Annotated in this window: 15 protein-coding genes and 1 other RNA gene; 8 read left to right on the top strand and 8 right to left on the bottom strand. The window is 45.8% G+C overall.

The window, feature by feature from the left end; translation table 11 throughout:
• Nucleotides 1–138 precede the first annotated feature (138 nt).
• Nucleotides 139–495: a transfer-messenger RNA gene (ssrA, locus tag JK130_RS13875) on the bottom strand.
• A 283-nt stretch (nucleotides 496–778) separates the two neighbouring features.
• Here ssrA and JK130_RS13870 point away from each other — a divergent pair.
• Nucleotides 779–2,032 carry an NADH:flavin oxidoreductase/NADH oxidase family protein gene (locus tag JK130_RS13870; RefSeq protein WP_218354924.1) on the top strand — a complete coding sequence of 418 codons (1,254 nt, stop codon included), beginning with the start codon at nucleotides 779–781 and terminating at the stop codon, nucleotides 2,030–2,032.
• 77 nt (nucleotides 2,033–2,109) lie between these two features.
• On the opposite strand, the gene smpB is transcribed toward JK130_RS13870, so the two are convergent.
• Entirely contained in the window at nucleotides 2,110–2,589 is a 480-nt protein-coding gene (gene smpB, locus JK130_RS13865; protein ID WP_218354923.1) for an SsrA-binding protein SmpB, read from the bottom strand.
• Nucleotides 2,590–2,764: 175 nt separating this feature from the next.
• Between smpB and JK130_RS13860 the strand changes: the two genes are divergently transcribed.
• Both JK130_RS13860 and JK130_RS13855 read left to right on the top strand, forming a co-directional pair.
• Nucleotides 2,765–3,193 carry a type II toxin-antitoxin system RatA family toxin gene (locus tag JK130_RS13860; protein ID WP_218354922.1) on the top strand — a complete coding sequence of 143 codons (429 nt, stop codon included), beginning with the start codon at nucleotides 2,765–2,767 and terminating at the stop codon, nucleotides 3,191–3,193.
• Nucleotides 3,194–3,195: 2 nt separating this feature from the next.
• Nucleotides 3,196–3,546 carry an RnfH family protein gene (locus tag JK130_RS13855; RefSeq protein WP_218354921.1) on the top strand — a complete coding sequence of 117 codons (351 nt, stop codon included), beginning with the start codon at nucleotides 3,196–3,198 and terminating at the stop codon, nucleotides 3,544–3,546.
• Here the strand turns inward: JK130_RS13855 and JK130_RS13850 are convergent.
• Together JK130_RS13850 and JK130_RS13845 are read right to left on the bottom strand one after the other, a co-directional pair.
• On the bottom strand, nucleotides 3,543–4,022 hold the full coding sequence (locus JK130_RS13850; protein ID WP_218354920.1) for a MarR family winged helix-turn-helix transcriptional regulator: 480 nt from the start codon (nucleotides 4,020–4,022) through the stop codon (nucleotides 3,543–3,545). The two genes, JK130_RS13855 and JK130_RS13850, sit on opposite strands and share 4 nt — an antisense overlap.
• 28 nt (nucleotides 4,023–4,050) lie before the next feature.
• A complete protein-coding gene (locus tag JK130_RS13845; RefSeq protein WP_218354919.1) occupies nucleotides 4,051–6,024 on the bottom strand; it encodes a BCCT family transporter in 1,974 nt (657 codons plus the stop codon).
• A 322-nt stretch (nucleotides 6,025–6,346) separates the two neighbouring features.
• Between JK130_RS13845 and JK130_RS13840 the strand changes: the two genes are divergently transcribed.
• Entirely contained in the window at nucleotides 6,347–9,043 is a 2,697-nt protein-coding gene (locus JK130_RS13840; protein ID WP_218354918.1) for a TonB-dependent receptor, read from the top strand.
• A gap of 68 nt (nucleotides 9,044–9,111) precedes the next feature.
• A complete protein-coding gene (locus tag JK130_RS13835; RefSeq protein WP_218354917.1) occupies nucleotides 9,112–11,079 on the top strand; it encodes a tetratricopeptide repeat-containing sulfotransferase family protein in 1,968 nt (655 codons plus the stop codon).
• On the opposite strand, the gene ppsR is transcribed toward JK130_RS13835, so the two are convergent.
• Nucleotides 11,076–11,888 (bottom strand): posphoenolpyruvate synthetase regulatory kinase/phosphorylase PpsR, encoded by an 813-nt coding sequence (gene ppsR, locus JK130_RS13830; RefSeq protein WP_218354916.1) that lies wholly within the window; start codon nucleotides 11,886–11,888, stop codon nucleotides 11,076–11,078. The two genes, JK130_RS13835 and ppsR, sit on opposite strands and share 4 nt — an antisense overlap.
• Nucleotides 11,889–12,072: 184 nt before the next feature.
• Here ppsR and ppsA point away from each other — a divergent pair, with 184 nt between their 5' ends.
• Entirely contained in the window at nucleotides 12,073–14,445 is a 2,373-nt protein-coding gene (ppsA, locus tag JK130_RS13825; RefSeq protein ID WP_218354915.1) for a phosphoenolpyruvate synthase, read from the top strand.
• Nucleotides 14,446–14,611: 166 nt separating this feature from the next.
• Here ppsA and JK130_RS13820 read toward each other — a convergent pair whose 3' ends face one another.
• On the bottom strand, nucleotides 14,612–16,468 hold the full coding sequence (locus JK130_RS13820; RefSeq protein WP_218354914.1) for an AI-2E family transporter: 1,857 nt from the start codon (nucleotides 16,466–16,468) through the stop codon (nucleotides 14,612–14,614).
• A gap of 224 nt (nucleotides 16,469–16,692) precedes the next feature.
• Between JK130_RS13820 and JK130_RS13815 the strand changes: the two genes are divergently transcribed.
• Nucleotides 16,693–17,427 carry a phosphatase PAP2 family protein gene (locus JK130_RS13815; protein ID WP_218354913.1) on the top strand — a complete coding sequence of 245 codons (735 nt, stop codon included), beginning with the start codon at nucleotides 16,693–16,695 and terminating at the stop codon, nucleotides 17,425–17,427.
• A gap of 94 nt (nucleotides 17,428–17,521) precedes the next feature.
• On the opposite strand, the gene JK130_RS13810 is transcribed toward JK130_RS13815, so the two are convergent.
• On the bottom strand, nucleotides 17,522–17,737 hold the full coding sequence (locus JK130_RS13810; RefSeq protein WP_218354912.1) for a PGPGW domain-containing protein: 216 nt from the start codon (nucleotides 17,735–17,737) through the stop codon (nucleotides 17,522–17,524).
• A gap of 184 nt (nucleotides 17,738–17,921) precedes the next feature.
• On the opposite strand from JK130_RS13810, the gene ydiJ reads away from it, so the two are divergent.
• Nucleotides 17,922–20,954 (top strand): D-2-hydroxyglutarate dehydrogenase YdiJ, encoded by a 3,033-nt coding sequence (gene ydiJ, locus JK130_RS13805; RefSeq protein ID WP_218354911.1) that lies wholly within the window; start codon nucleotides 17,922–17,924, stop codon nucleotides 20,952–20,954.
• On the opposite strand, the gene JK130_RS13800 is transcribed toward ydiJ, so the two are convergent.
• A complete protein-coding gene (locus tag JK130_RS13800) occupies nucleotides 20,951–21,409 on the bottom strand; it encodes a GNAT family N-acetyltransferase (protein WP_218354910.1) in 459 nt (152 codons plus the stop codon). The two genes, ydiJ and JK130_RS13800, sit on opposite strands and share 4 nt — an antisense overlap.
• Nucleotides 21,410–21,426 lie beyond the last annotated feature (17 nt).

Below are 21,426 nucleotides of genomic sequence, written 5' to 3'. Positions count from 1 at the left end.
CCTGGCGCTGCCCCTGCGGGCGCCTGGTGGCGATACAAATTGTTCCTGACAATTTGTGAACCCGCACGCGGCTTCAAGTCCATCCAAATTCAAGACATAAAAAAAACCCCATGCCTTATGGCACAGGGTTGTTTTATGTGGTGGAGCTGGCGGGATTTGAACCCGCGTCCAGAAAATGTCTACTATTGGTACTACATGCTTAGTTTGTCTTTTGTTTAACTACTTTGGACCCCGACAAACAGGGTTCCTGGTAGCTGTCCTGATACTGTTTCGCGGTTCAACCTCAGGAAAGTTTCCCTCGCTAGTTTGCTTATATGACCTTCCGAATCCACGCTAGCAAACTAAGCTGTGGTGGAAGGGCCTATACCGGTTATTAAGCGGCTAGTGCGTAGTTTTCGTCGTTTGCGACTATTTAAAGCGGATTTTTTAAGAGGCAATCCGCACCTCTGCATGCACCTCCAGCGTCCTAGATCCTGTCGAATCCTAATCAGCCCCGGAAGTCTTTTGCTTAAGTAAAATCATACGACTTACTCAAGCGAACTCGTATTCTACCTTTAGCTATTGGTTTACACAACCAATACTACTGCAAGTTTACGATTTTACTGGCTTTTTGCCTACATTGTAGACAGTTCAGCAGATTACCTGCTTTCACTAAACTCTAATATCAGGTTATTGTAAAATTTATCAATACCGCAACTAAGATATTTTTTCCAACAGATGCATTTTTGTTGGCTAAACGGTACACTGCGCCGGTCTTTTTTTGACCTTCATGAAGTTAATGAGTTCACATTCAAAGTTGTACACCTCTATTACGCTGCCATGCGGTAAAAGTTTAAAAAACCGTATTGTTAAAGCTGCAATGGAAGAAAACATGGCCGGCGACAACCAGCTACCGGACCACAATCTATTATCGTTATATCGATACTGGGCCTATGGAGGGCTGGGTATGATAATTACCGGTAATGTTATGGTAGACCGACATGCGATGACCGGACCCGGCGGGGTAGTGTTGGAAAAAGATACCTCGACAGAGCGTTTTGAACAATGGGCAAAAGTAATCGGCTCAGGTGGCGCGTTAGCGATCATGCAAATCAATCATCCTGGCCGGCAGGTTTTTAAAGCGGTAAATAAAACGGCCGTGGCACCTTCTGCGATACCGCTGAAATTAGGGCGTTACAGCAAGCAATTTGCTGCTGTAAGGGCTATGACCTGTGATGATATTTATACGGTGTGTCAGCATTTTGTCGATACGGCTGTACAAGCACAACGAGCTGGGTTTGACGGCGTGCAGGTGCACGCTGCCCACGGGTATTTGCTCTCTCAGTTTTTATCGCCGCTGACGAACCAGCGAGACGACCAGTGGGGCGGTTCGTTATTGAACCGTGCGCGCCTGTTGTTAAATATTGTATGTCAGATACGGGCGCGCTGCGGCCGTGGTTTTGCGGTCATGGTAAAGCTGAATGCTGCTGATTTTCAGCGCGGAGGCTTAAGCTTAGAAGATACCAAAGACATTGTATTGCAACTGAATAAGCTGGCGGTGGATGTTATTGAAGTATCGGGGGGTAACTACGAAGCGCCCGCTATGCAAGGACGAAGTAATGATGATCAGGCTTTGAGCAAACACGCGTACTTTGTCGAGTTCGCCAGTCAAATAGCCGGTATTGCTGAAATGCCAGTAATGACCACTGGCGGAATCAGAAGTGCTGAGACCGCCCAGCAGGTATTAGATCAGGGATGCGATTTAGTTGGCCTGGCAAGCGCGTTGGCAATTACCCCGAATCTAGCGCTTAAGTGGCAAAAAAATGAACAGGTTGTAGCCGATGCGCCGCACTGTACCTGGCCCGATAAAACCCTGGCCTCACTTGTCACGATGGCGATGATTCGTAGGCAGCTACGACGATTAGGAAACGATCTGTCGACCCAACCTAAACCTTCGCAACTATGGAGTCTGGTCCTGGATTTGCGCCATCGTAAAAAAATGACCCGAAGGTATCACGAATTTCTTAAACGGGAACGTCAGTCAAATACCTGAGCCGCCAGAGTATAGGCTATTTTATTTGATGACCCACATCGTGCGCTGTACAGGTTAATGTACAGCGCCGTCAATAGCTATACGCTGTGCTTCATTACCCGTTCTTTTTGACGCTGCCAGTCGCGGTCTTTCACGGCATCGCGCTTATCGTGGTCGTGCTTACCTTTAGCCAGATGAATTTCCAACTTAACCCAGCATTTTTTCCAATACATAGCACTGGCCACAATAGAATAACCCTGACGGTCACGCGCGCCCATAAGCCGTTCCAGCTCACGCTTTTTAAGCAGGAGTTTACGGGCGCGTTCCGGGGCACAAACCACATGGGTAGAAGCCTGATTTAACGGTGTTATACGACATCCCACCAAATACGCTTCGCCATTTTGAAAAATAATGTAATTGTCGGTTAAGTTAACTTTACCATCCCGAATACTTTTGATTTCCCATCCCTGTAACGACATACCGGCCTCAAACTTATCTTCAAGGTGGTAGTCGTGACGGGCCTTTTTATTCAGCGCGATGGTTCCGCTGGTGTTTTTATTTGCTTTATTTCTTTTCATATCCGCCATTATACCGATTGCGTATTTAATGTCTTTAATTTAAGGCGTTAACCCATGCTGTTGGTACGCTATTTATCCTGATATGGGTACAATAGAGCATTTTTCAAAGTGTAGGTTTAGGGCAATAACTCATGGTAGAATATGAAACAGTGTTTAAAGTAGTTAGTGAATATTAATGCCCACAATTCAAAGAAGTGCGCTGGTAAATCACAGTGCTCAAGCTATGTACAATTTGGTCAATGATGTGGAATCGTACCCTGAATTTTTGCCTGGCTGCAAAGACAGTAAAATTGTTGACCAGGGGCCTGACTCTATGCAGGCTTCGCTGTTAGTTGCTAAGGCAGGGGTTAAACAATGGTTTACCACCAAAAACAGATTACATCCTGCGCGTCATATCGATATGCAGCTTATTGATGGTCCGTTTAAGCAGCTTTCCGGAGGCTGGACTTTTTCGCCATTGTCTGACGAAGCTTGCAAAATTGAGCTTAACCTACAATTTGAGTTCTCTAGCAAACTCACCGAGCTGGCCTTCGGAAAAATATTTAATGCGCTTGCCACTAGTATGGTAAAAGCTTTTATCGAGCGTGCCAAACAGGTTTATTAATTATGCGTCTGTTGAATACTGAAGTTGCTTATGCCTTGCCTGGTAAACAGTCAATCATTGAGGTTGCGATAGCTGAGGGGTCTACGGTAAAAGAGGTTATCGACGCTTCAAAAATTATTGAGCAATACCCTGAAATTAATCTGGACGAAGCAAAAGTAGGTATTTGGAGCAAGGTTGTTAAACTTACCAGCACAGTAAGTGACGGTGATAGAATAGAGATATACCGGCCATTGATTGCCGACCCTAAAGAAGTACGTAAGAAGCGCGCTGAACGGGCCAAACAAGAAGGCCGGGCTGATAAGGTCACCGGTGGGCGACCCAATCAGCCCAAAGCTTCATCTACACAAGACTAAGGATTTCGGTCTGAAATACTGCCCACCTCTAAAAAGGGCGAGGCATCAATTTTTTCAGCGTCCATCATGGTAGCAATGCGTTGCATTGTTGCCACCATCTGGCTTTGCTCCCATTCCTTCAAATGATTAAAGCGGTCGATAAAGTGTTCTTGTAAAGGGCGCGGCGCATTTTCAAGCGCCACGTTGCCTTTATCGGTCAGATGCACACTTACCTTGCGTTTATCAGTTGTGCTGCGTATACGCTGGGCTAAGCCGCGCGCTTCAAGTCGATCCAGGATATTGGTTATTGTAGCAGGGCTTAAATTAATACTCTCAGCAATCTGGCGTACCATCACGCCAGGGTTAGCTTCAATATTCTGCATAACCATAAGTTGTGGCCCGGTTAGGCCAACATCTTTACTGAGCTGCTTACTGCGCAAATCAACCGCGCGAATAACGCGGCGAAGTGCGACCAATAATTCTTCTTCTTTACGCATGCATAATGTCCTGTGTGCTCCTTTTGACCTACTTCATTAAGTGAAGGAAGTGTTGATGTTTGTGGTAATGATCTATTACATCGTTAATGATGGCAAGTTTAGACCACCCAACAATATCGTAATTTTGACCACCTTCACTTAAATGAACTTCAGCCCGACAATAGGTTTGCTCAGAAGACGCCGTGGCGGTGCCATCATCATTAGGCACAAACACGGGTTGTTCTTCCTTGGTCACGTATACGGCGTAGACAAAGTTCATTTCTTTATCCAAACCGATGGTCAATCGCAAACTTTCCGGTTGATGCTCAATTTCAACATTAAAGCCTTGTCCTTTAAATTCGTCTGCCACCTCACGAAGCGCAGGCTCGGCGGTTTTTTCCATAAACCGATGCACGGTTTGTTCGTTCGGGAAACTAATAATATTTTCCAAACGTCCACGCCAGTTTTTATCAGTTTCGCCTGATTGTGGTTGCATGGCAGTAAGGTTTAAGCTTTCTCGTTTACTACCGTCAACACGCAGCGCTTTTAACAGCCCGTACATCGACACCAGCAAAATAATTGCAAAGGGCAGGGCTGATACAATGGTCATTGTTTGCAGTGCGCTTAACCCCCCAGCATACAATAATATGGAGGCGACCACACCCACTGCAATAGCCCAATAAATTCGCTGCCACAACGGAGTGTTATTGCTACCGTGCGAGCAAAGCATATCAACTACCATCGCGCCGGAATCGCATGAGGTGACAAAGAAAATCATCACCATAACTACCGCCAGCAATGTTAGTACATTGGAAAACGGGAAGTTTTCAAGAAATACAAACAGAGCCACGGAGGAGTCGTTTTCAACCATACTCGCTAGCTGCGTCACCCCCTTACTGAAAACCAGATCAATAGCAGTGTTTCCAAATACGGTCATCCATAATAAAGTGAATGCAGTGGGAATGAGCAATACCCCGAAAATAAACTCACGTATGGTTCGACCATAAGAAACACGAGCGATAAACAAGCCTACAAACGGCGCCCAGGCGAGCCACCAGCCCCAATAAAATATTGTCCAGCCGCCAATCCAGTCAGTTTTATCGTAGGCGAACAGATTCAACGTATTTCGCACAATATCAGACAGGTAAGCGCCGGTGTTCTGGACATATGCCTGTAAAATAAATACGGTCGGACCCACTATAAAAATGAACAGCAACAATAAAATAGCCAAAACCATATTGGTTTCTGATAAGCGCCGAATACCTTTTTCAAGACCGGTTGCTACCGATACGATCGCCAGCAATACCACAAAGGCCATAATTGCGATTTGAACCGAATTACTGTTTGGCAAATCAAAAACATAGCTTAATCCCGCATTAATTTGTGCTGCGCCTAATCCCAAAGAAGTCGACACACCAAAAATGGTAGAGGTTACCGCAAAAATATCTACGATATGGCCGGTCCAGCCGTATATTCTATCGCCAATTAACGGGTAAAGCGCCGAGCGCATGGTTAATGGCAGGTTATGGCGAAACGCAAAATAGCCTAAGATCAACGCGACCACGGCATAGATAGCCCAGGCATGCAATCCCCAGTGAAAAAACGTAGTTTTCATGGCTTCTTGCACAGCTTCTATGGTACCTGGCTCAGCCGTAGGGGGCGCCTGAAAATGCATAATAGGCTCTGCAACCCCAAAAAACATCAGACCAATACCCATACCCGCAGCAAACAACATGGAAATCCAGGTTGGCATTGAAAATTCGGGTTTCGCGTGATCAGGACCTAAGCGAATTTCACCAAAACGGGACATGCCTAAATATACAACCAAAATCAGAATTATGGCTACGGTGGCAACATAAAACCAGCTGCCGTTAGTTACTATTGTATCTTGTGCACTTTGAAACATCTGGCCAGCGAATTCAGGGCCTGAAGCGGCGAAAGCCATTAGTGCAGCAATCAATATCGAAGAAGAGATAAATACCTTCTTATTCAATTGACCTTGTTCGACATCATCACTTTTCACGTGAACGTCCTTCTGTTGCTAAAGAGTAAAACGACTTAATACTTTAGGATAATAGGTCTTAGGTAATTAAGTGGGGCGGAATATACGCGAAGCATAAAGAAATTTAAACTTTTAGCGTAATTATTAGAGTTCAATGTGATTCTTGTGTAGAATTCAGGCGAAATAATACGAAATGCTGCAACATTTGGGTTAAAAACCCCGAAAAATAGATATAACTTAAAACTAATTGTGTATTGAGCGGCAGCAACGTAACCATTAAGCTAATAATTATACTTCAATGTATTTTTCGATCGCTCTTTTTAAACAAAGGAAACACACTTTTATGAGAAAGACTCAGTTGAGCTGCGCCATTCTGGCCGCGCTGGCCTCAGGATCTGTTTATGCCCAGCAAACTAACGATAATAATTCAGGCGCTAAAATAGAAACCATCGAAGTTACTGCCACCAAACGAGCCGAATCTATTCAGGATGTGCCCGTTGCCGTTACCGCACTAAATGGCGAAGCTTTGGAAAATATGGGTATCGACAACTTTCAGGATTATGTCGAGTTTTTACCCAACGTGACTTTTCAGGGCACGGGCCCGGGTCAAAACGAAATTTACATTCGCGGCGCAGCTACCACGCAGTCTAATATCATGCTTTCGTCGGTGCAGGCGCTGCAACCTTCAGTCGCTTTTTATGTAGATGAACAGCCAGTATCAATGGCTGGCCGTAACCTGGATGTGTATGCCACTGACATTCAGCGTGTTGAGGTACTTCCTGGGCCGCAAGGAACTTTATTTGGCGCAAGTTCACAGGCGGGTACAGTACGTCTTATCACTAATAAACCCCAACATGATGCCTTTTCAGCAGGCGCCGACTCAAATATTTCATTCACCAAAGGCGGTGATATGAGTAATGCGGTAGAAGCGTATTTTAATATGCCGATTACCGATGATTTGGCGGTTCGTGTTGCTGCTTACAACGACCAGCAGGGGGGTTGGATTGACAACGTGTTAAACCAGCCTGGCGAAGGCGGCTACATTAGCAGTGCTCAGGTTATTAGCCGTATTTCTGGCGGCGTGTTGGCAGACCCTGTCGGTATGGATGCAAATCGTATCACTAACCCGAACATCAATAGCCCGGAAGACGCAGCAGTTGTTTCACCACGTAACGATGCGTTGGTAGAAGACAACTTTAATGACGCCAGTTATGCTGGTGCCCGTTTTGGTCTGTCGTACATGTTCAACGATGACTGGGATTTATTGGTCCAGCATACTCAGCAAACCCTGGAGACCGAAGGTGTCTTTGCCTACGATCCTAACCTTGAGGGTGAAAGCTCAACCAACCGTTTTCAGCCAGAAGAAAATACCGATGAATTTGGTCTGACTACCTGGACTGTTGAAGGGCGCCTTGAAAAGCTGGATGTGGTTTATACTGGTGGTTACCTGGACCGTGAAATAGATACACTGGCAGACTACACCGGTTATACTAATGGTGGCTTATTCTCTGCCTATTATGTGTGTAACTATGGCGGCAGCGTCGCAGCAGAAGACGAGCGGTGTTTAGATCCGACTAAGTACTATCGCGAAGATACGACCTCTACCCGTTCTACTCATGAACTGCGCTTTAACACCACCATGGATACGCCGTGGCGTGTCACCGCTGGGTTGTTTTACGATGATCAGGAAGTAGCGACCGTAGGGCAGTTCAACATTGCCAGTACTGAGAAGTTTCCGGCAATGGCGCGAACGCTGGTAGGCTCTGAAGGTATTAACAGCAATGGCGGGCCATTTCCGGCTGACGTTAGCTTTATTAACGATATTACCCACACCATTGAGCAAATTGCGGTCTTCGGTCAGTTAGAATATGACATTACCGAAGATTTAACGGCTAGCTTCGGTGCGCGCTGGTATCAGATTGATGATGAATACAAAGGGTCAACGTCTACGGTAGACGTGTCGCGCCGTATTCGCGCGTTTGGTACGTTAGATGAAAGCGAGCTGGCTGCAGTGGGCCTTGATCCGGTTGCCGTTAACGCTGCCATTGATAGTGGCCAGTTAATTGTAGACGACTTAAAACCTGATGGTGTGTTGTCGGTTGATGATACGATTTTCAAGTTTTCACTTGATTACAAAGTTAACGACGACATTCTGGTGTTTGGTAACTACTCTGAAGGTTTCCGTCCGCCGGTAACTAACCGTGTGGGTGGTGGTTTGGCATCAAACCAGTCTGGTAAGTTTGAAAACTTCCGTATTCCGGTTTATTCAACCACTGATACGCTGGACAACTACGAGCTAGGCATAAAAGGTGATTTTCTTGACGGAATTTTACGGGTAAATGCCACGGCCTATTACTCTGAAATTACCGATTTACAAACATCACGCTTTGACCCCACCAATATTTCGTTTTTGGTATTCACCGATAACGTAGGCGATGCTGAAATAAAAGGTATGGATGCTGATATCACCTGGTTAGCCACCGATGATCTGGTGATTAACGCGGCGTTCAGTTTACTGGATACAGAGTTAACCCGGATTAATTCAGAGCTGGCAGGTATTTCTGCCGGAGTTGGCGCACAACTGCCTTATTCGGCAAGCTTTTCAGGAAACGTCAATGCGCGTTACTTCTTTGAAATGAAAGAAGGCCGTCGCGGATATGTTAACGGTTCAGTAAGCTACACCGGCGATCGTCTGGCGGGTATGGTAATGGATGCCTATGTGATGGAAGATGCCACACAGCTTATCTATGGCACCGGTTCAGGCCTGACAATAGAAGATGAAGCCGCGGTTTACGAAGGGGTTACTTACGCTGATTCGCAGGGTGAAACATTCCGTGGGGGCCGCTATGTTCAGGACTCTTATGTTATTGCTAACCTGGCAGTAGGTGTAACCAACGATGTCTGGAAAGCCGAATTATACGTCGACAACGTTTTTGACGAAAACGCGGTACTGAACATTGATACCCAACAATTTACACCAAAAGTAGTGACCAATCGTCCTCGTACTATTGGCGTAAGATTGTCTTACGACTATTACTAAACTTCAGTTAGTGTAATATTTACGGCAACCTTTTGGTTGCCGTTTTCATTTAGAAAGAAATTAAAATTATGGCAGTACAACACACTGATATCCAGACTCGTATTCAGCAAGCAATTTCAAATTCTCAATTCAAGTCAGCCATTACCATGTGTAAAGAGGGTATTGAGCAGTCTACAGGTACAAGTGCCGTCGCCTTCTGGTATCTTAAGGCCGTAGCCCAGCGCTTAAGCGGGCAGATTGAAAATGCCCTTGAATCGTTGCATACCCTGCTTGAATTGCAGCCTGATCACGGCCGCGCGTATCAGGAACAAGGTTATTGTTTTTTAGCAAAAAAACAGAGCGGCGATGCCGTATCGGCATTTTACCAAGCGACCAAATTTAATCCGGCACTGATTAGCGCCTGGCAGCAACTTTTAAAAGAATACCAGCATCAGAACAATGATCAGGCCTTGCAGCTGGCAACAAAGCATGTCGCGTATTTGCAAAACCTTCCACGACCAATACTGGGTGCGTACGACCTGATGTATGAAGGGCAGTTGTACAAAGCCGAGCAGGTTTGCCGACGCTTTTTACAACAAAACAAACATCATGTAGAAGCTATGCTGCTGCTTGCCGAACTTGGCTTGCGAATGAAGGTATATCACGATGCGGAATTTCTCTTAGAAAGCTGTACTGCGCTATATCCACACGAAGAACGTGGACAAATAGCTTATCAAAGTTTGCTGCTAAAACTGGGTAAATATCCTGAGGCAATAGCGCTGGCTCGCACACGCCTTGAGCACCAGCCCGAAAGCGTAGCGGCCCTAACTGCATTAGCTGAAGGGTTAAGTGGAACCGGGGAGCTGCCCGAAGCCATTGCTATTTATCAGCAATTGCTGCGCGCACAACCAGACAAGCCAGGTTTGTGGCTGGCCCTGGGGCATGTTCAAAAAAGTGCCGGCGAGCTTAAAAACGCCATTGAGGCCTACCTGAAAGCAGCGCATTATCAACCTGAATTGGGCGATGCTTACTGGAGCCTTGCCAATACCAAAACCTATCGATTTACCCCTGAATTACTGGCGCAAATGCAACGCATAGAGGCAGATAAACACACCAGTTTACACGATCGTATTCACCTGTGCTTTGCCTTGGGCAAAGCCCATGAGGACAACAGACAATATGACCTGTCCTTTGACTACTACCAGCGGGGCAACACGCTAAAAAAACGTACTCAGGATTTTGATATCCGGCGTACCGAAAAAGCGCTTCGTACCCAGCAGCAAGTGTGTAACGCAGCTTTGTTTAAACACCAGGCCGGGCACCTTGCACCCGATCCTATTTTTATCGTCGGACTGCCACGCGCAGGCTCAACATTGCTTGAGCAAATATTATCGTCGCATTCACAGATAGACGGCACAATGGAGTTGCACGACATATTATCCCTGGCTTCGCGTTTGTCAGGACAAGGTGAAGGTTATCCACAGAATCTGCATAAACTAAGTGATAAGCAATGTCAGGTATTAGGCGAAACCTACTTAGCACAGACTCGTGCATACCGACAAAGCGCGCCATATTTTATTGATAAAATGCCTAATAACTTTGTGCACATTGGCTTAATAAAACGAATTTTGCCAAATGCAAAAATTATTGATGCCCGACGTGAGCCTTTTGCCTGCTGTTTTAGTGGCTATAAACAGCTGTTTGGTGATGGTCAGGAATTTAGCTACGACCTGAATGACATAGGCCGTTACTACCTGGCCTACGAACAACTTATGGATCACTGGCACAGTGTATTGCCGGGCGAAATTTTAACGGTTCAGCATGAAGCGGTATTAGATGATTTAGAAGGACAGGTACAGCGGCTACTTGATTTTATTGGGGTAGAGCATGAAGAACAATGCTTACGCTTTTATGAAACCCGCCGGGTTATTAAAACCCCAAGCTCTGAACAGGTAAGGCAACCTATTTATCAAAGCGGACGGCATCAGTACAAAGCGTTTGCTGAGTATCTGACCCCGCTGTTTGACCTATTCAAAACTTCCTCAGCAAAGCCCTAATACTTACGACGCTGCAGCCCGGTTTCGGCCAGAATTTTGGCCGAAATTTCTTCGACCGAATAGCGGGTACTGTTTAAATAAGGAATTTTTTCGCGTCGGTAAAGGTTTTCAACCTCACGTAGCTCCATCCGGCACTGCTGCATTGAGGCATACCGACTGTTAGCCCGACGCTCAGAGCGTATCTGATGCAGACGTTCAGCCGCTATTGTCAGACCAAATAATTTGTCTTTATAGCGGCGAAGGGCGGGGGGGATTTTCAGCATGTCGCCCATGTCTTCCTCAGTAAACGGGTAGTTGGCAGCTTTAATGCCATACTGTAGCGCCAGATACAGACTGGTGGGCGTTTTGCCTGAGCGCGAAACGCCCACTAAAATAATATCCGCATCACCATATTCTTTAAGATTTGAGCCATCGTCGTTGGCCAATGCGTAATTCACGGCTTCAATCCGAATATCGTAGGTGGTTTCGTGAATACTGTGGGTCCGATGTTTTTCAGGTTTGGACGGTACGCCGAGGACTTTTTCCAGCGGAGCCACAAATTGGTCCAGAAAATTGTAGTTTATACCGACCGAACGAGAGATAACTTTGCGTACATCCACATTCACAATTGTATAAAAAACGAGCGGCCTTTCTCCGCTATCTTGAAAACTTTCAGATATTTGTTCAAGTACTTTGAAGGCTTGTTCTTCCGTTTCGACAAACGGTATGGTGTTATGCTTCAGCTGCAAAGGGAATAGAGACAGTAATGCATGACCAAAAACTTCTGCAGTGATGGCTGTACCATCTGAAATATAATAAGCGGTTCTCACAGCCGTTCCTTCTATTTGTTGTAATAATATTACAGAATTAATAAAAAGTTTACTTTCACTTTTGGCCCATTCTATGATGGTTTCAACGAAAAGCCAGTCGGATGATGATGTAATCTGAATTCGGCAGGTAAATGCAATCCATTTTCATGGACACTATTTTAGTCAAAAGCTGGAGGCTCAGGCCGTGCAAGAATACGTACTTTGGTATCAAGAGTTGGGAATGCAGGATGTCGGTCGCGTAGGGGGCAAAAATGCTTCATTGGGCGAAATGATTTCAAATCTGGCTAACGCAGGCGTGCAGGTGCCAGGCGGTTTTGCTACTACATCAGATGCCTTTAACAAGTTCTTGTTGCAAAGCGGTTTAGATGACCGTATTCATAAAGTACTTGATTCACTGGATGTAGACGATATAGATGCACTGTCTGAAGCAGGCAAAAATATCCGTCAATGGATCATCGACACCCCATTTGAACCCGAGCTTGAAGAAGCGATTGGCTCAGCCTTTAAAACGTTGCAAGGTGACACCGGTGACGACGCGTCTTTTGCTGTTCGTTCATCTGCAACTGCCGAGGATATGCCTGATGCGTCGTTTGCAGGTCAGCAAGAAACGTTTTTGAATGTAAAAGGTTACGATTCGGTGCTGGTGGCAATTAAACATGTTTATGCGTCATTGTTTAACGACCGTGCTATTTCGTATCGGGTACATCAGGGTTATGACCATAAAGGCGTAGCCTTGTCTGCGGGTGTACAGCGTATGGTTCGCAGTGATATCGCCTCATCAGGGGTAATGTTTACTATTGATACCGAATCAGGTTTTGAAGATGTAGTCTTTATTACCAGTTCAGTAGGTTTGGGTGAAATGGTGGTGCAGGGGGCGGTGAATCCTGATGAGTTTTATGTGCACAAACCTACACTGAAAAACAACAAACCCGCCATAGTACGTCGTAACCTTGGCAGTAAGCTGGTCAAAATGATTTACTCTGACGACGCTGAGCATGGTAAGCAGGTAGATATTGTTGATGTAGATCGTGCTGACAGCATGAAGTTTTCATTAACCGATGACGAAGTGCAGGAACTGGCGAAACAAGCCGTTATCATCGAGCAGCACTACAAACGTCCTATGGATATTGAGTGGGCTAAAGATGGCGTAGACGGCAAGCTTTACATTGTTCAGGCTCGTCCAGAAACTGTTCGTAGCCGTGAAGACACCCAAAGTATTGAGCGCTTTCAACTAAAAGGTCAAAGCACAGTTATTTGTGAAGGCCGCGCAATAGGCCACAAAATTGGCGCCGGTACCGCCAAAGTTTTAGGCTCTATTGACGAGATGAACAAAATCCAGGCCGGTGATGTTCTGGTTACCGACATGACCGACCCGGACTGGGAGCCGATCATGAAAAGAGCCTCGGCCATTGTTACCAATCGTGGCGGTCGTACCTGCCACGCGGCGATTATCGCCCGTGAACTTGGTATTCCGGCAGTGGTAGGGTGTGGCAACGCTACCGAGAGCATTAAAACCGGTGATGCCGTTACCGTATCATGCTCAGAAGGCGATACGGGCTACATCTACAACTCTGAGTTAGAGTTTGATGTAGTAACGTCTCAGGTTGATTCTATGCCCGATTTACCGCTAAAGGTAATGATGAACGTAGGTAACCCCGACCGAGCCTTTGATTTTGCGCGCTTACCAAACGAAGGGGTAGGCTTAGCGCGACTAGAATTTATTATCAACCGCATGATTGGTGTTCATCCTAAAGCATTGTTGAATTTCGACGATCAGCCTGAAGAGCTGAAAGAAGAAATTTCTGACATGATTGCCGGATACGACTCGCCTACCGAATATTACATTGAAAAGCTGGTGGAAGGCATTGCGACCATCGGGGCTGCATTTGCGCCCAAAAAAGTGATTGTGCGTATGTCTGACTTTAAGTCAAATGAGTATTTCAATTTGGTAGGTGGCTATCAGTACGAACCAGACGAAGAAAACCCAATGCTGGGCTTTCGTGGTGCCAGCCGCTACGTTTCAGAAGAGTTTCGCGACTGTTTTGCTTTAGAGTGTGAAGCTATTAAACGTGTACGCAATAAAATGGGTCTGACTAACGTTGAGATAATGATCCCATTTATTCGTACTGTTGAAGAAGGTCAGCAGGTTATCGATTTGCTGGCAGAGCAAGGACTTAAGCAAGGCGAAAATGACTTGCGCGTTATTATGATGTGCGAATTGCCTTCTAATGCGTTACTTGCCGACAAATTTTTGGATATTTTCGATGGCTTCTCTATCGGCTCCAATGACCTGACCCAGCTAACCCTTGGTCTGGACCGGGACTCTGGTCTTATCGCTCACTTGTTTGAAGAACGAAATGAAGCGGTAAAAGCCTTGTTGTCTATGGCTATTCAGGCTGCTAAAAAACGGGGTAAGTATGTCGGGATTTGTGGTCAGGGCCCCTCTGATCACGAGGACTTTGCTGCCTGGTTAGTAGACGAAGGAATTGATTCGGTTTCACTAAACCCGGATTCAGTGGTTGAGACCTGGTTGTATCTGGCCGAAAATCAAAAGTAATTTACAAAATGTAAGTTAAGCCGCCTTTTTAGGGCGGCTTTTTTGCTTTTTTAAACGTGATGTATTAACCGCGCCCTTAGGAGTAATCAGAGTTGAACCCTGAAGACTCCCTCTTTTAGCTTCAACGCTTTGAATACAGCTTTTCAGTAATCACAGCGTGACTTGTTTACGCTTCAGGTGCAGCTGATGCAAGGCCACTTATCTCTTCTGTTTGCTCTGTCGGTTTTCTTATGCCTGTAAGTGCCTGAACTTCGTTTACACAGATATCCACCGAGGTGACTACCACTATTTTACCATTCTCTGGCAACCGGTTTTGTAAGTCGGTAGCGTCCACCTCATAATTCCAGATCCCCAGCATGCACGTGGGCGCAGATTTCATTTTATTTAAGCTTCTGCCTAAACGGCGGGCAGGCATAAAGGCGCGGGGTGGAAGCGCCGAGATGCACACTAAGTCAGGGCGTTCATACTCCCCCAGCTCTGCATAACTTCTGACAATACTGTCGCCGTAATAGATGCTGGACGATATATTATTTAACGCGAAAATTTTTGTCAGAATTACCGCTGAAAGCTCATCCATTTCATCTTTTGCCGGAACAATCAGCACGCGCTTACGGGTATCTGTATCTTCAATTTCTATATCGTCTTTATCGAACAGGTCTTCGAGTAATTCGGGTGTGTTTTGTAAGATGAAAGAGTGTCTGATATCTGCTAATCCGCCTTTATGCCGGTCGACTTCGGCCAAACTTAACGCCGGTAATAATAACTGGTCAAAATATTCGTGAGTCGTGTTTTCTTTCAAAAAACTTTGTGACAGGAACAGCATCTCATCGTAATCCATTGCCAGCATGCGTTGATACAACCTTTCGTGGGGCTTAAGTGCCGGTACGCTGCCTAGTAATACACTAATAAAGTTGAGGCTGGGAACATAGTTTCCTAATACAACCATGCAAACCGTTAACGGCGTTGAAAGAAACAGTCCGACCGGGCCCCACAGCCAGGTCCAGAAGACCGCCGCTACCATAAGGGCGAAGTTAGAGGTTCCGGTGCTTACCCCATATAACCAGGGCTCAATAATATTGTTGCTGACAATTTCCAGACTCAAAAATAAGCTTAACGCTAAAAAGAATTTTGACCAGCCTGGGTCAATGGCAAAGGCTAAAGCAAGGGGGAAAGCTGCGGCCAACCACGGCCCCAAATAAGGAATAAAGCGCAGCAGGGTAGCCAAAAATCCCCACAGCATGGCATTAGGCACACCAATAAAATAAAGCCCGATACCAATGGGGATTCCATACGCGGCATTTACCACCAATTGCATCATTAAATAACGCGATACCCGCTTGGCAGCTTCATCTAAAGCTTCGGTGGCAATGTTTAATCGCCCCCCGCTTGATATTCGGATAAATCTTTCACGCAGGTCTTCACGCTGAAATAAAATAGCGATAACGAAAATGGCGATCAGTGCGGTGGTCCCCAATGGGCTTACAAAAGGGCCAAAAACCTGTGAGGTAGACTCAAAAAAATTCATTTTTGCTGGTTTAATTTCTACCGGGATAGGCGCTCTTGCGATAGTACTGGCATCTTGCTCACCAGATTCAGATATTTCAGTGGCTTCGTTATTCAGCTCTTTACGCAGATTTTCGACAACATCGCCGGCTCTGCTCAAAGGGCTAGGGGTAGGTTCAGGATTATTTATCTGGCGTACCTTGGTGCGAATTGTTTGCTCGTAACCCGGTAACTGTTCGGCCAGGCTTATTACCTGAATACTTATCATCCAGAAAATAGCGGTGATAACACTAAAGGCGATAATTACTGTGGAAATTATTGCCACCACCCGGGGTAAGCCTACACGTTGAAACCGAATAACCAAAGGGGCCAGTAAAAATGTCAGCATTACGGCAACGGCAATGGGCATAACGACCATTTTTGCCACATACAAAATAGTCACGACCAGTGATAAACCCAACAGCGTAATGAAGCTACCGTGTTTTACCAAGCTGTTAGTTTCAGCCTGTATTTCCTTCATTACTGTTTACCCCGAATATAATGTGTTGTGCATAATTTAAGTGTGTTGCTATAAATACGAAGCGGTTACCGAAAGGAACGTTATGCCGCGCTAAAAATAAATATTGTACCGAACTTTGCACACCATTTGGTTTACCTGCAAAAACATGCGTGCTGGAAGTCGATCTGAATACCCAAATTCTTCTTATACAGTTAACAGATGATCACCCACACACTGAGAATGATATGGCAAATTTATTAGGTAAAAAGGGCCTGGCGGCTTATAAGGCTTATGATATATTCAAAAGCAAAAAGAAGCCCAATGGTTTTTTAGCTTCTGAGACGTTAAGCGCGGTCACCAAGCCGCCAGCTGTCGTTGCCCTGGCGGCCTCAGCATACGCAGCTTCACGTTTTTCTGATTCTAAAACAGTACAGAATACACTGCTAAGAGCCACGTTAAGCTCGGCCTTAGCGGGAGCAATTAATGCAGGTTTAAAAAGAATAATAGGACGTCAACGGCCGCGTGCTGATTCTGGCTCAACTTTTGATTGTTTTAGTTTAAAAGATAGCCACAACTCTATGCCTTCGGGGCACGCAGCCGCGATAACGGCCGTGGCAGCGAGTCTTCCTAAAAGCTACGGACCGATATTAGCGGCTGGCGCAGCGACCGCTATCATCGGGCATTCGCGTACCCAGCGTGATGCTCATCATTTTTCCGATGTATTAGTAGGCGGGGGCGTAGGTTTTGCGTCAGCGTATCTGGTGTCTAAATTACTTAAACCTGCAGCTAAACGTACATCGACAGATACTACTGTGCAACAATACGCCAAGGGCGAAACCTACCAGGGTGAAGACGAGAACTCGGCTGACACCGACAATCCACAGACCAATACTAACAAAAGTTCTGCCGATAAAAATTCTCAGGATGACACCGGGGCAAAAACGAGCTCGGGGCCTAAAACCAATAAAACGAGTAAGTAACAACAATTGCTCGGCGTAGCGTCGCGCAAAGCGTGTATTCGCCTTTGCGCGAACTTATTACTGCAAGCTGTGTTTTGCCTTTCGTTATCAGATGTTACCGATATTTACGGGCAAGCAATAGCGCATCCACTTTTACGGCGCTGCGCCGCATCGCTTTTTGGCAAACTTTTAACCAGCGACGCGCCGGCGGCCAGTCGTAGCTAAGTAAGACTAACCCCCCAATGACCAGCAAAATAGAACCTGGCAACAGTGTTAATACCACGCCAACAATCATTAATAAGGCACCCAGGGATAATCGAAGTATTTTCATGGAGTAGGTGTTCTTTGCAAAATCAGGTTTGAATAAGTATAAACAAACCAGCCAAACCGCACAGCCTGTGGGTAGTAACAAAATGTGTTAAGCAAATTTAGTCTGATAAATCGGTTAAATGAGCTAGAGGCGGGACGCACACCCGCGTATAATACAAGGCAGAATATTGTGTGGAGCCAAGTCTTTGAAATTACCCCGTATTGCCCCCGATAGTACTCTTGAAAAGCCTTATAAAGCGTATTTACAGGCGCTACAACTAAGTGCATTTAAGGGTGATATTGAATATAAATATGGCAGTCGTATGGTCATGGCTACCGATAATTCGGTTTATCAGGCGATACCACAGGCCGTTATATACCCGCGTTCGGTCGAAGATTTACAAATTGTCGGCGAGCTTGCCAACCAGCATGGTCAGGTTAAGTTTGCGGCAAGAGGAGGCGGTACGGGCACCAACGGACAAAGTCTGACCTCTGGCATTGTGGTAGATTTATCACGTCATCTTAATCAAATATTAGAGATAAATATTGATGAAGGCTGGGTTCGGGTGCAAACCGGGGTAGTCAAAGATGCGTTAAATGATGCCTTGAGGCCCCACGGTTACTTTTTCTCACCCGATTTATCAACCAGTAACCGGGCCACCTTAGGGGGCATGATAAGTACTGACGCGTCAGGGCAGGGGTCTTTGGTCTACGGAAAAACCAGTGATCACGTGCTGAGCCTTACTACTATTCTGGCAAACGGCGAGCGGCTTGATACTACCCCGATGTCTGTTGACGAAGCACGCACTATTGCAGATACAAGCGACACCAGAGGACGCATTGTGCGTCAGGTGTTAGCAACATGTATCGATAAGCGTGACAAAATACTGGCCACATTTCCACGTATGAACCGGTTTTTAACCGGTTATGACTTAGAGCATGCCTACGATGCTCAGAATCAGCGTATTGATATCAGCAGGCTGATAACCGGCGCCGAAGGCTCATTAGGGTTTGTGGCTGAAGCCACGTTGTCGATAACGCCGATTGCACGCTACAAAACTCTGATAAACATAAAATACGATACATTCGAGTCTGCACTTCGCCATGCTCCGCGCATGATTGCCGCAAACGCAACATCGGTTGAAACCGTTGACAGCAAAGTTTTGAATTTAGCCAAAACCGATATCATCTGGCATTCAATTTCAGATTTAATAACCGACGTGCCTCAAAAAACCATGCTGGGGCTTAATATGGTGGAATATAACAGTAACAACCAGCAGGAAATTGAACAGCGTCTGGCTGCGCTAGAGGAAGAGCTGAACGAAGATATTAAAAGTCAGCGCAATGGGGTTATTGGTTATCAGCTTACCAGTGATACGTCTGATATTAACAAAATTTACGCTATGCGCAAAAAGGCGGTGGGCCTGTTAGGGAAAGTAGACGGCCCCCGAAAGCCCATTGCATTTGCAGAAGATACCGGCGTTCCACCAGAAAATCTTGCCGACTTTATTATGGACTTTCGGGCCCTGCTAGACTCCCACGAACTGCAATATGGGATGTTTGGGCATGTCGATGCTGGCGTATTGCACGTCAGGCCAGCGTTAGATTTAAACGATCCGGCACAAGAACAGTTGATGCACCAGATATCTGATGAAGTGGTTGCGCTGGTTGCGCGCTACGGAGGCTTGATGTGGGGAGAGCATGGTAAAGGGTATCGTAGTGAGTATGGCCCGGAGTTTTTCGGGGAAGAACTGTACACCGAACTTCGTAAAGTAAAAGGCGCGTTTGATCCGGGTAACAAAATGAATCCCGGAAAAATTTGTACTCCGCTACACAGCTCAGAAAGCCTGGTAAAAGTAGCCGATCCGAAGCGTGCTACTTTTGACCGAGCAATTCCCATTGAATTTAAACATGAATTTGAACCCGCGATGAGCTGTAATGGTAATGGCTTGTGCTTTAACTACGACACGTCATCACCTATGTGTCCGTCATTCAAAGTTACCGGAGACCGACGCCACAGCCCCAAAGGCAGAGCCGGCCTCATTCGCGAATGGTTACGATTGTTAAGCGAACAGGGCGTAAAAACCGACTCGCTGAAAGCTTCTGATTTTTCAGAGTCGTGGTGGCAAAAATTGCACAATACCCGGCGTAAACACGATGATTTTTCACATGAAGTTTTTGATGCGATGGATGGATGTCTGGCATGCAAATCATGCTCGGGTCAATGTCCTATAAAAGTGGATGTTCCTGATTTTAGAGCACGCTTTTTGTCACTGTATTATCAGCGGTATACCCGACCTCTGAAAGACTATCTGGTTGCAAATGTGGAACGAATGGCGCCTGTAATGGCAAAAGCCCCTGGCGTGTTTAATAGCGTTCAAAAACACGGTTGGGCGAATCGTTTGATGAAAAAAGCATTGGGTTATGTCGATATGCCGCTTTTGTCTTCACCGCCTTTAAGTTCGACATTATCGCCCGCAATACAACAGTTTGATCTGGCAAAACTAAAAACGATGAGTAAGGCTGAACAGCAACAGCATGTGCTGATTGTTCAGGATCCGTTTACTTCATTTTATGAAGCACCGTTGGTGGTGGATTATATTCGTTTAGTACAAAAGCTGGGGTTTAAGCCTGTGCTGTTACCGTTTAAGCCCAACGGTAAGCCTGAACATGTAAAGGGTTTTTTAACCAGGTTTGCTAAAACCGCACAAAATACCGCAGATTTTCTTAATGAACTAAATGAATTGGGGTGTCCGTTAGTTGGCCTCGATGCTTCATTAGTACTGTGCTATCGCGACGAATATGTCAAGGCTTTGGCCGACAAGCGCGGCCATTTTAGCGTATTGACTGTACATGAATGGCTTAACGATGTGCCGGTTGAAAATTTTAAGACCTTGAAAAAGCCTGACAATACTTTAGCGTTGTTTGCTCACTGTACCGAAAAAACCGCGCTTCCTGCCAGCGAAAAACATTGGCAGCAGATATTCGAACGATTGAATCAGTCGGTTGAAATTGTCAGTGTAGGGTGTTGTGGAATGGCTGGCACCTATGGACATGAAGCACATCACAAAACCAATTCATTGGGTATTTATCAGCTCTCCTGGGAACAAGCTATTGCTAACTATGCGCCAGAACAAATAATGGCTACCGGCTACTCTTGTCGCTCTCAGGTAAACAGAATTGACGGATTTAAGCCAAAGCATCCGTTACAGCAGCTACTGTCTTTGCTTGATAACTAGTGCAATTGGGTAACATCCGGCAGTTTAAACCGGCCAATAGGGCAGCTCATAATCTGGCGGGCTACGCCTGCCTCCATAAAAGCCTGGCCGGTAGGTCTGAAACCTAACCGCGTATGGTGATCTACACTGGCTATGTTGCAGCTAAGCGCAATGCGCTGAATGTTATTTTGCCGCGCATGTTCAACAAGTACACTGAATATTTTTTTGTAAACTGTCAGGTTTCGGTAGCCAATGCGAATGGCTACGCGGCCTATTTCGCCGTCTTGGGTAAGCCGGGCTGTAGCAATAGCCTCGCCCTTTTGGTTGCTTAAAATAATATGTACTGCCTGTCGGTCAAGTTCGTCAAATTCACATTCACGTGGCACTTGCCATTCCAGAATAAAAACTTTTTCACGTAATTCAATTAAACGCTGACTTGCGCTCGACCAGTCTACTTTCTCCACCAAAAAAACCATAATATACGCCCGTATCA

Source organism: Alteromonas lipotrueiana (assembly GCF_019249245.1).
In the GTDB taxonomy this organism is placed as follows: domain Bacteria; phylum Pseudomonadota; class Gammaproteobacteria; order Enterobacterales; family Alteromonadaceae; genus Alteromonas; species Alteromonas lipotrueiana.
This window is presented reverse-complemented; position numbering and strand designations above follow the sequence as displayed.

Coding starts and splice junctions, on each gene's coding strand:
- smpB (WP_218354923.1), bottom strand. CDS start 2,589: ATGAAAAGAAATAAAGCAAATAAAAACACCAGCGGAACCATCGCGCTG.
- JK130_RS13840 (WP_218354918.1), top strand. CDS start 6,347: ATGAGAAAGACTCAGTTGAGCTGCGCCATTCTGGCCGCGCTGGCCTCA.
- JK130_RS13855 (WP_218354921.1), top strand. CDS start 3,196: ATGCGTCTGTTGAATACTGAAGTTGCTTATGCCTTGCCTGGTAAACAG.
- JK130_RS13800 (WP_218354910.1), bottom strand. CDS start 21,409: ATGGTTTTTTTGGTGGAGAAAGTAGACTGGTCGAGCGCAAGTCAGCGT.
- JK130_RS13815 (WP_218354913.1), top strand. CDS start 16,693: ATGGCAAATTTATTAGGTAAAAAGGGCCTGGCGGCTTATAAGGCTTAT.
- JK130_RS13860 (WP_218354922.1), top strand. CDS start 2,765: ATGCCCACAATTCAAAGAAGTGCGCTGGTAAATCACAGTGCTCAAGCT.
- JK130_RS13835 (WP_218354917.1), top strand. CDS start 9,112: ATGGCAGTACAACACACTGATATCCAGACTCGTATTCAGCAAGCAATT.
- JK130_RS13850 (WP_218354920.1), bottom strand. CDS start 4,022: ATGCGTAAAGAAGAAGAATTATTGGTCGCACTTCGCCGCGTTATTCGC.
- JK130_RS13810 (WP_218354912.1), bottom strand. CDS start 17,737: ATGAAAATACTTCGATTATCCCTGGGTGCCTTATTAATGATTGTTGGC.
- JK130_RS13870 (WP_218354924.1), top strand. CDS start 779: ATGAGTTCACATTCAAAGTTGTACACCTCTATTACGCTGCCATGCGGT.
- JK130_RS13820 (WP_218354914.1), bottom strand. CDS start 16,468: ATGAAGGAAATACAGGCTGAAACTAACAGCTTGGTAAAACACGGTAGC.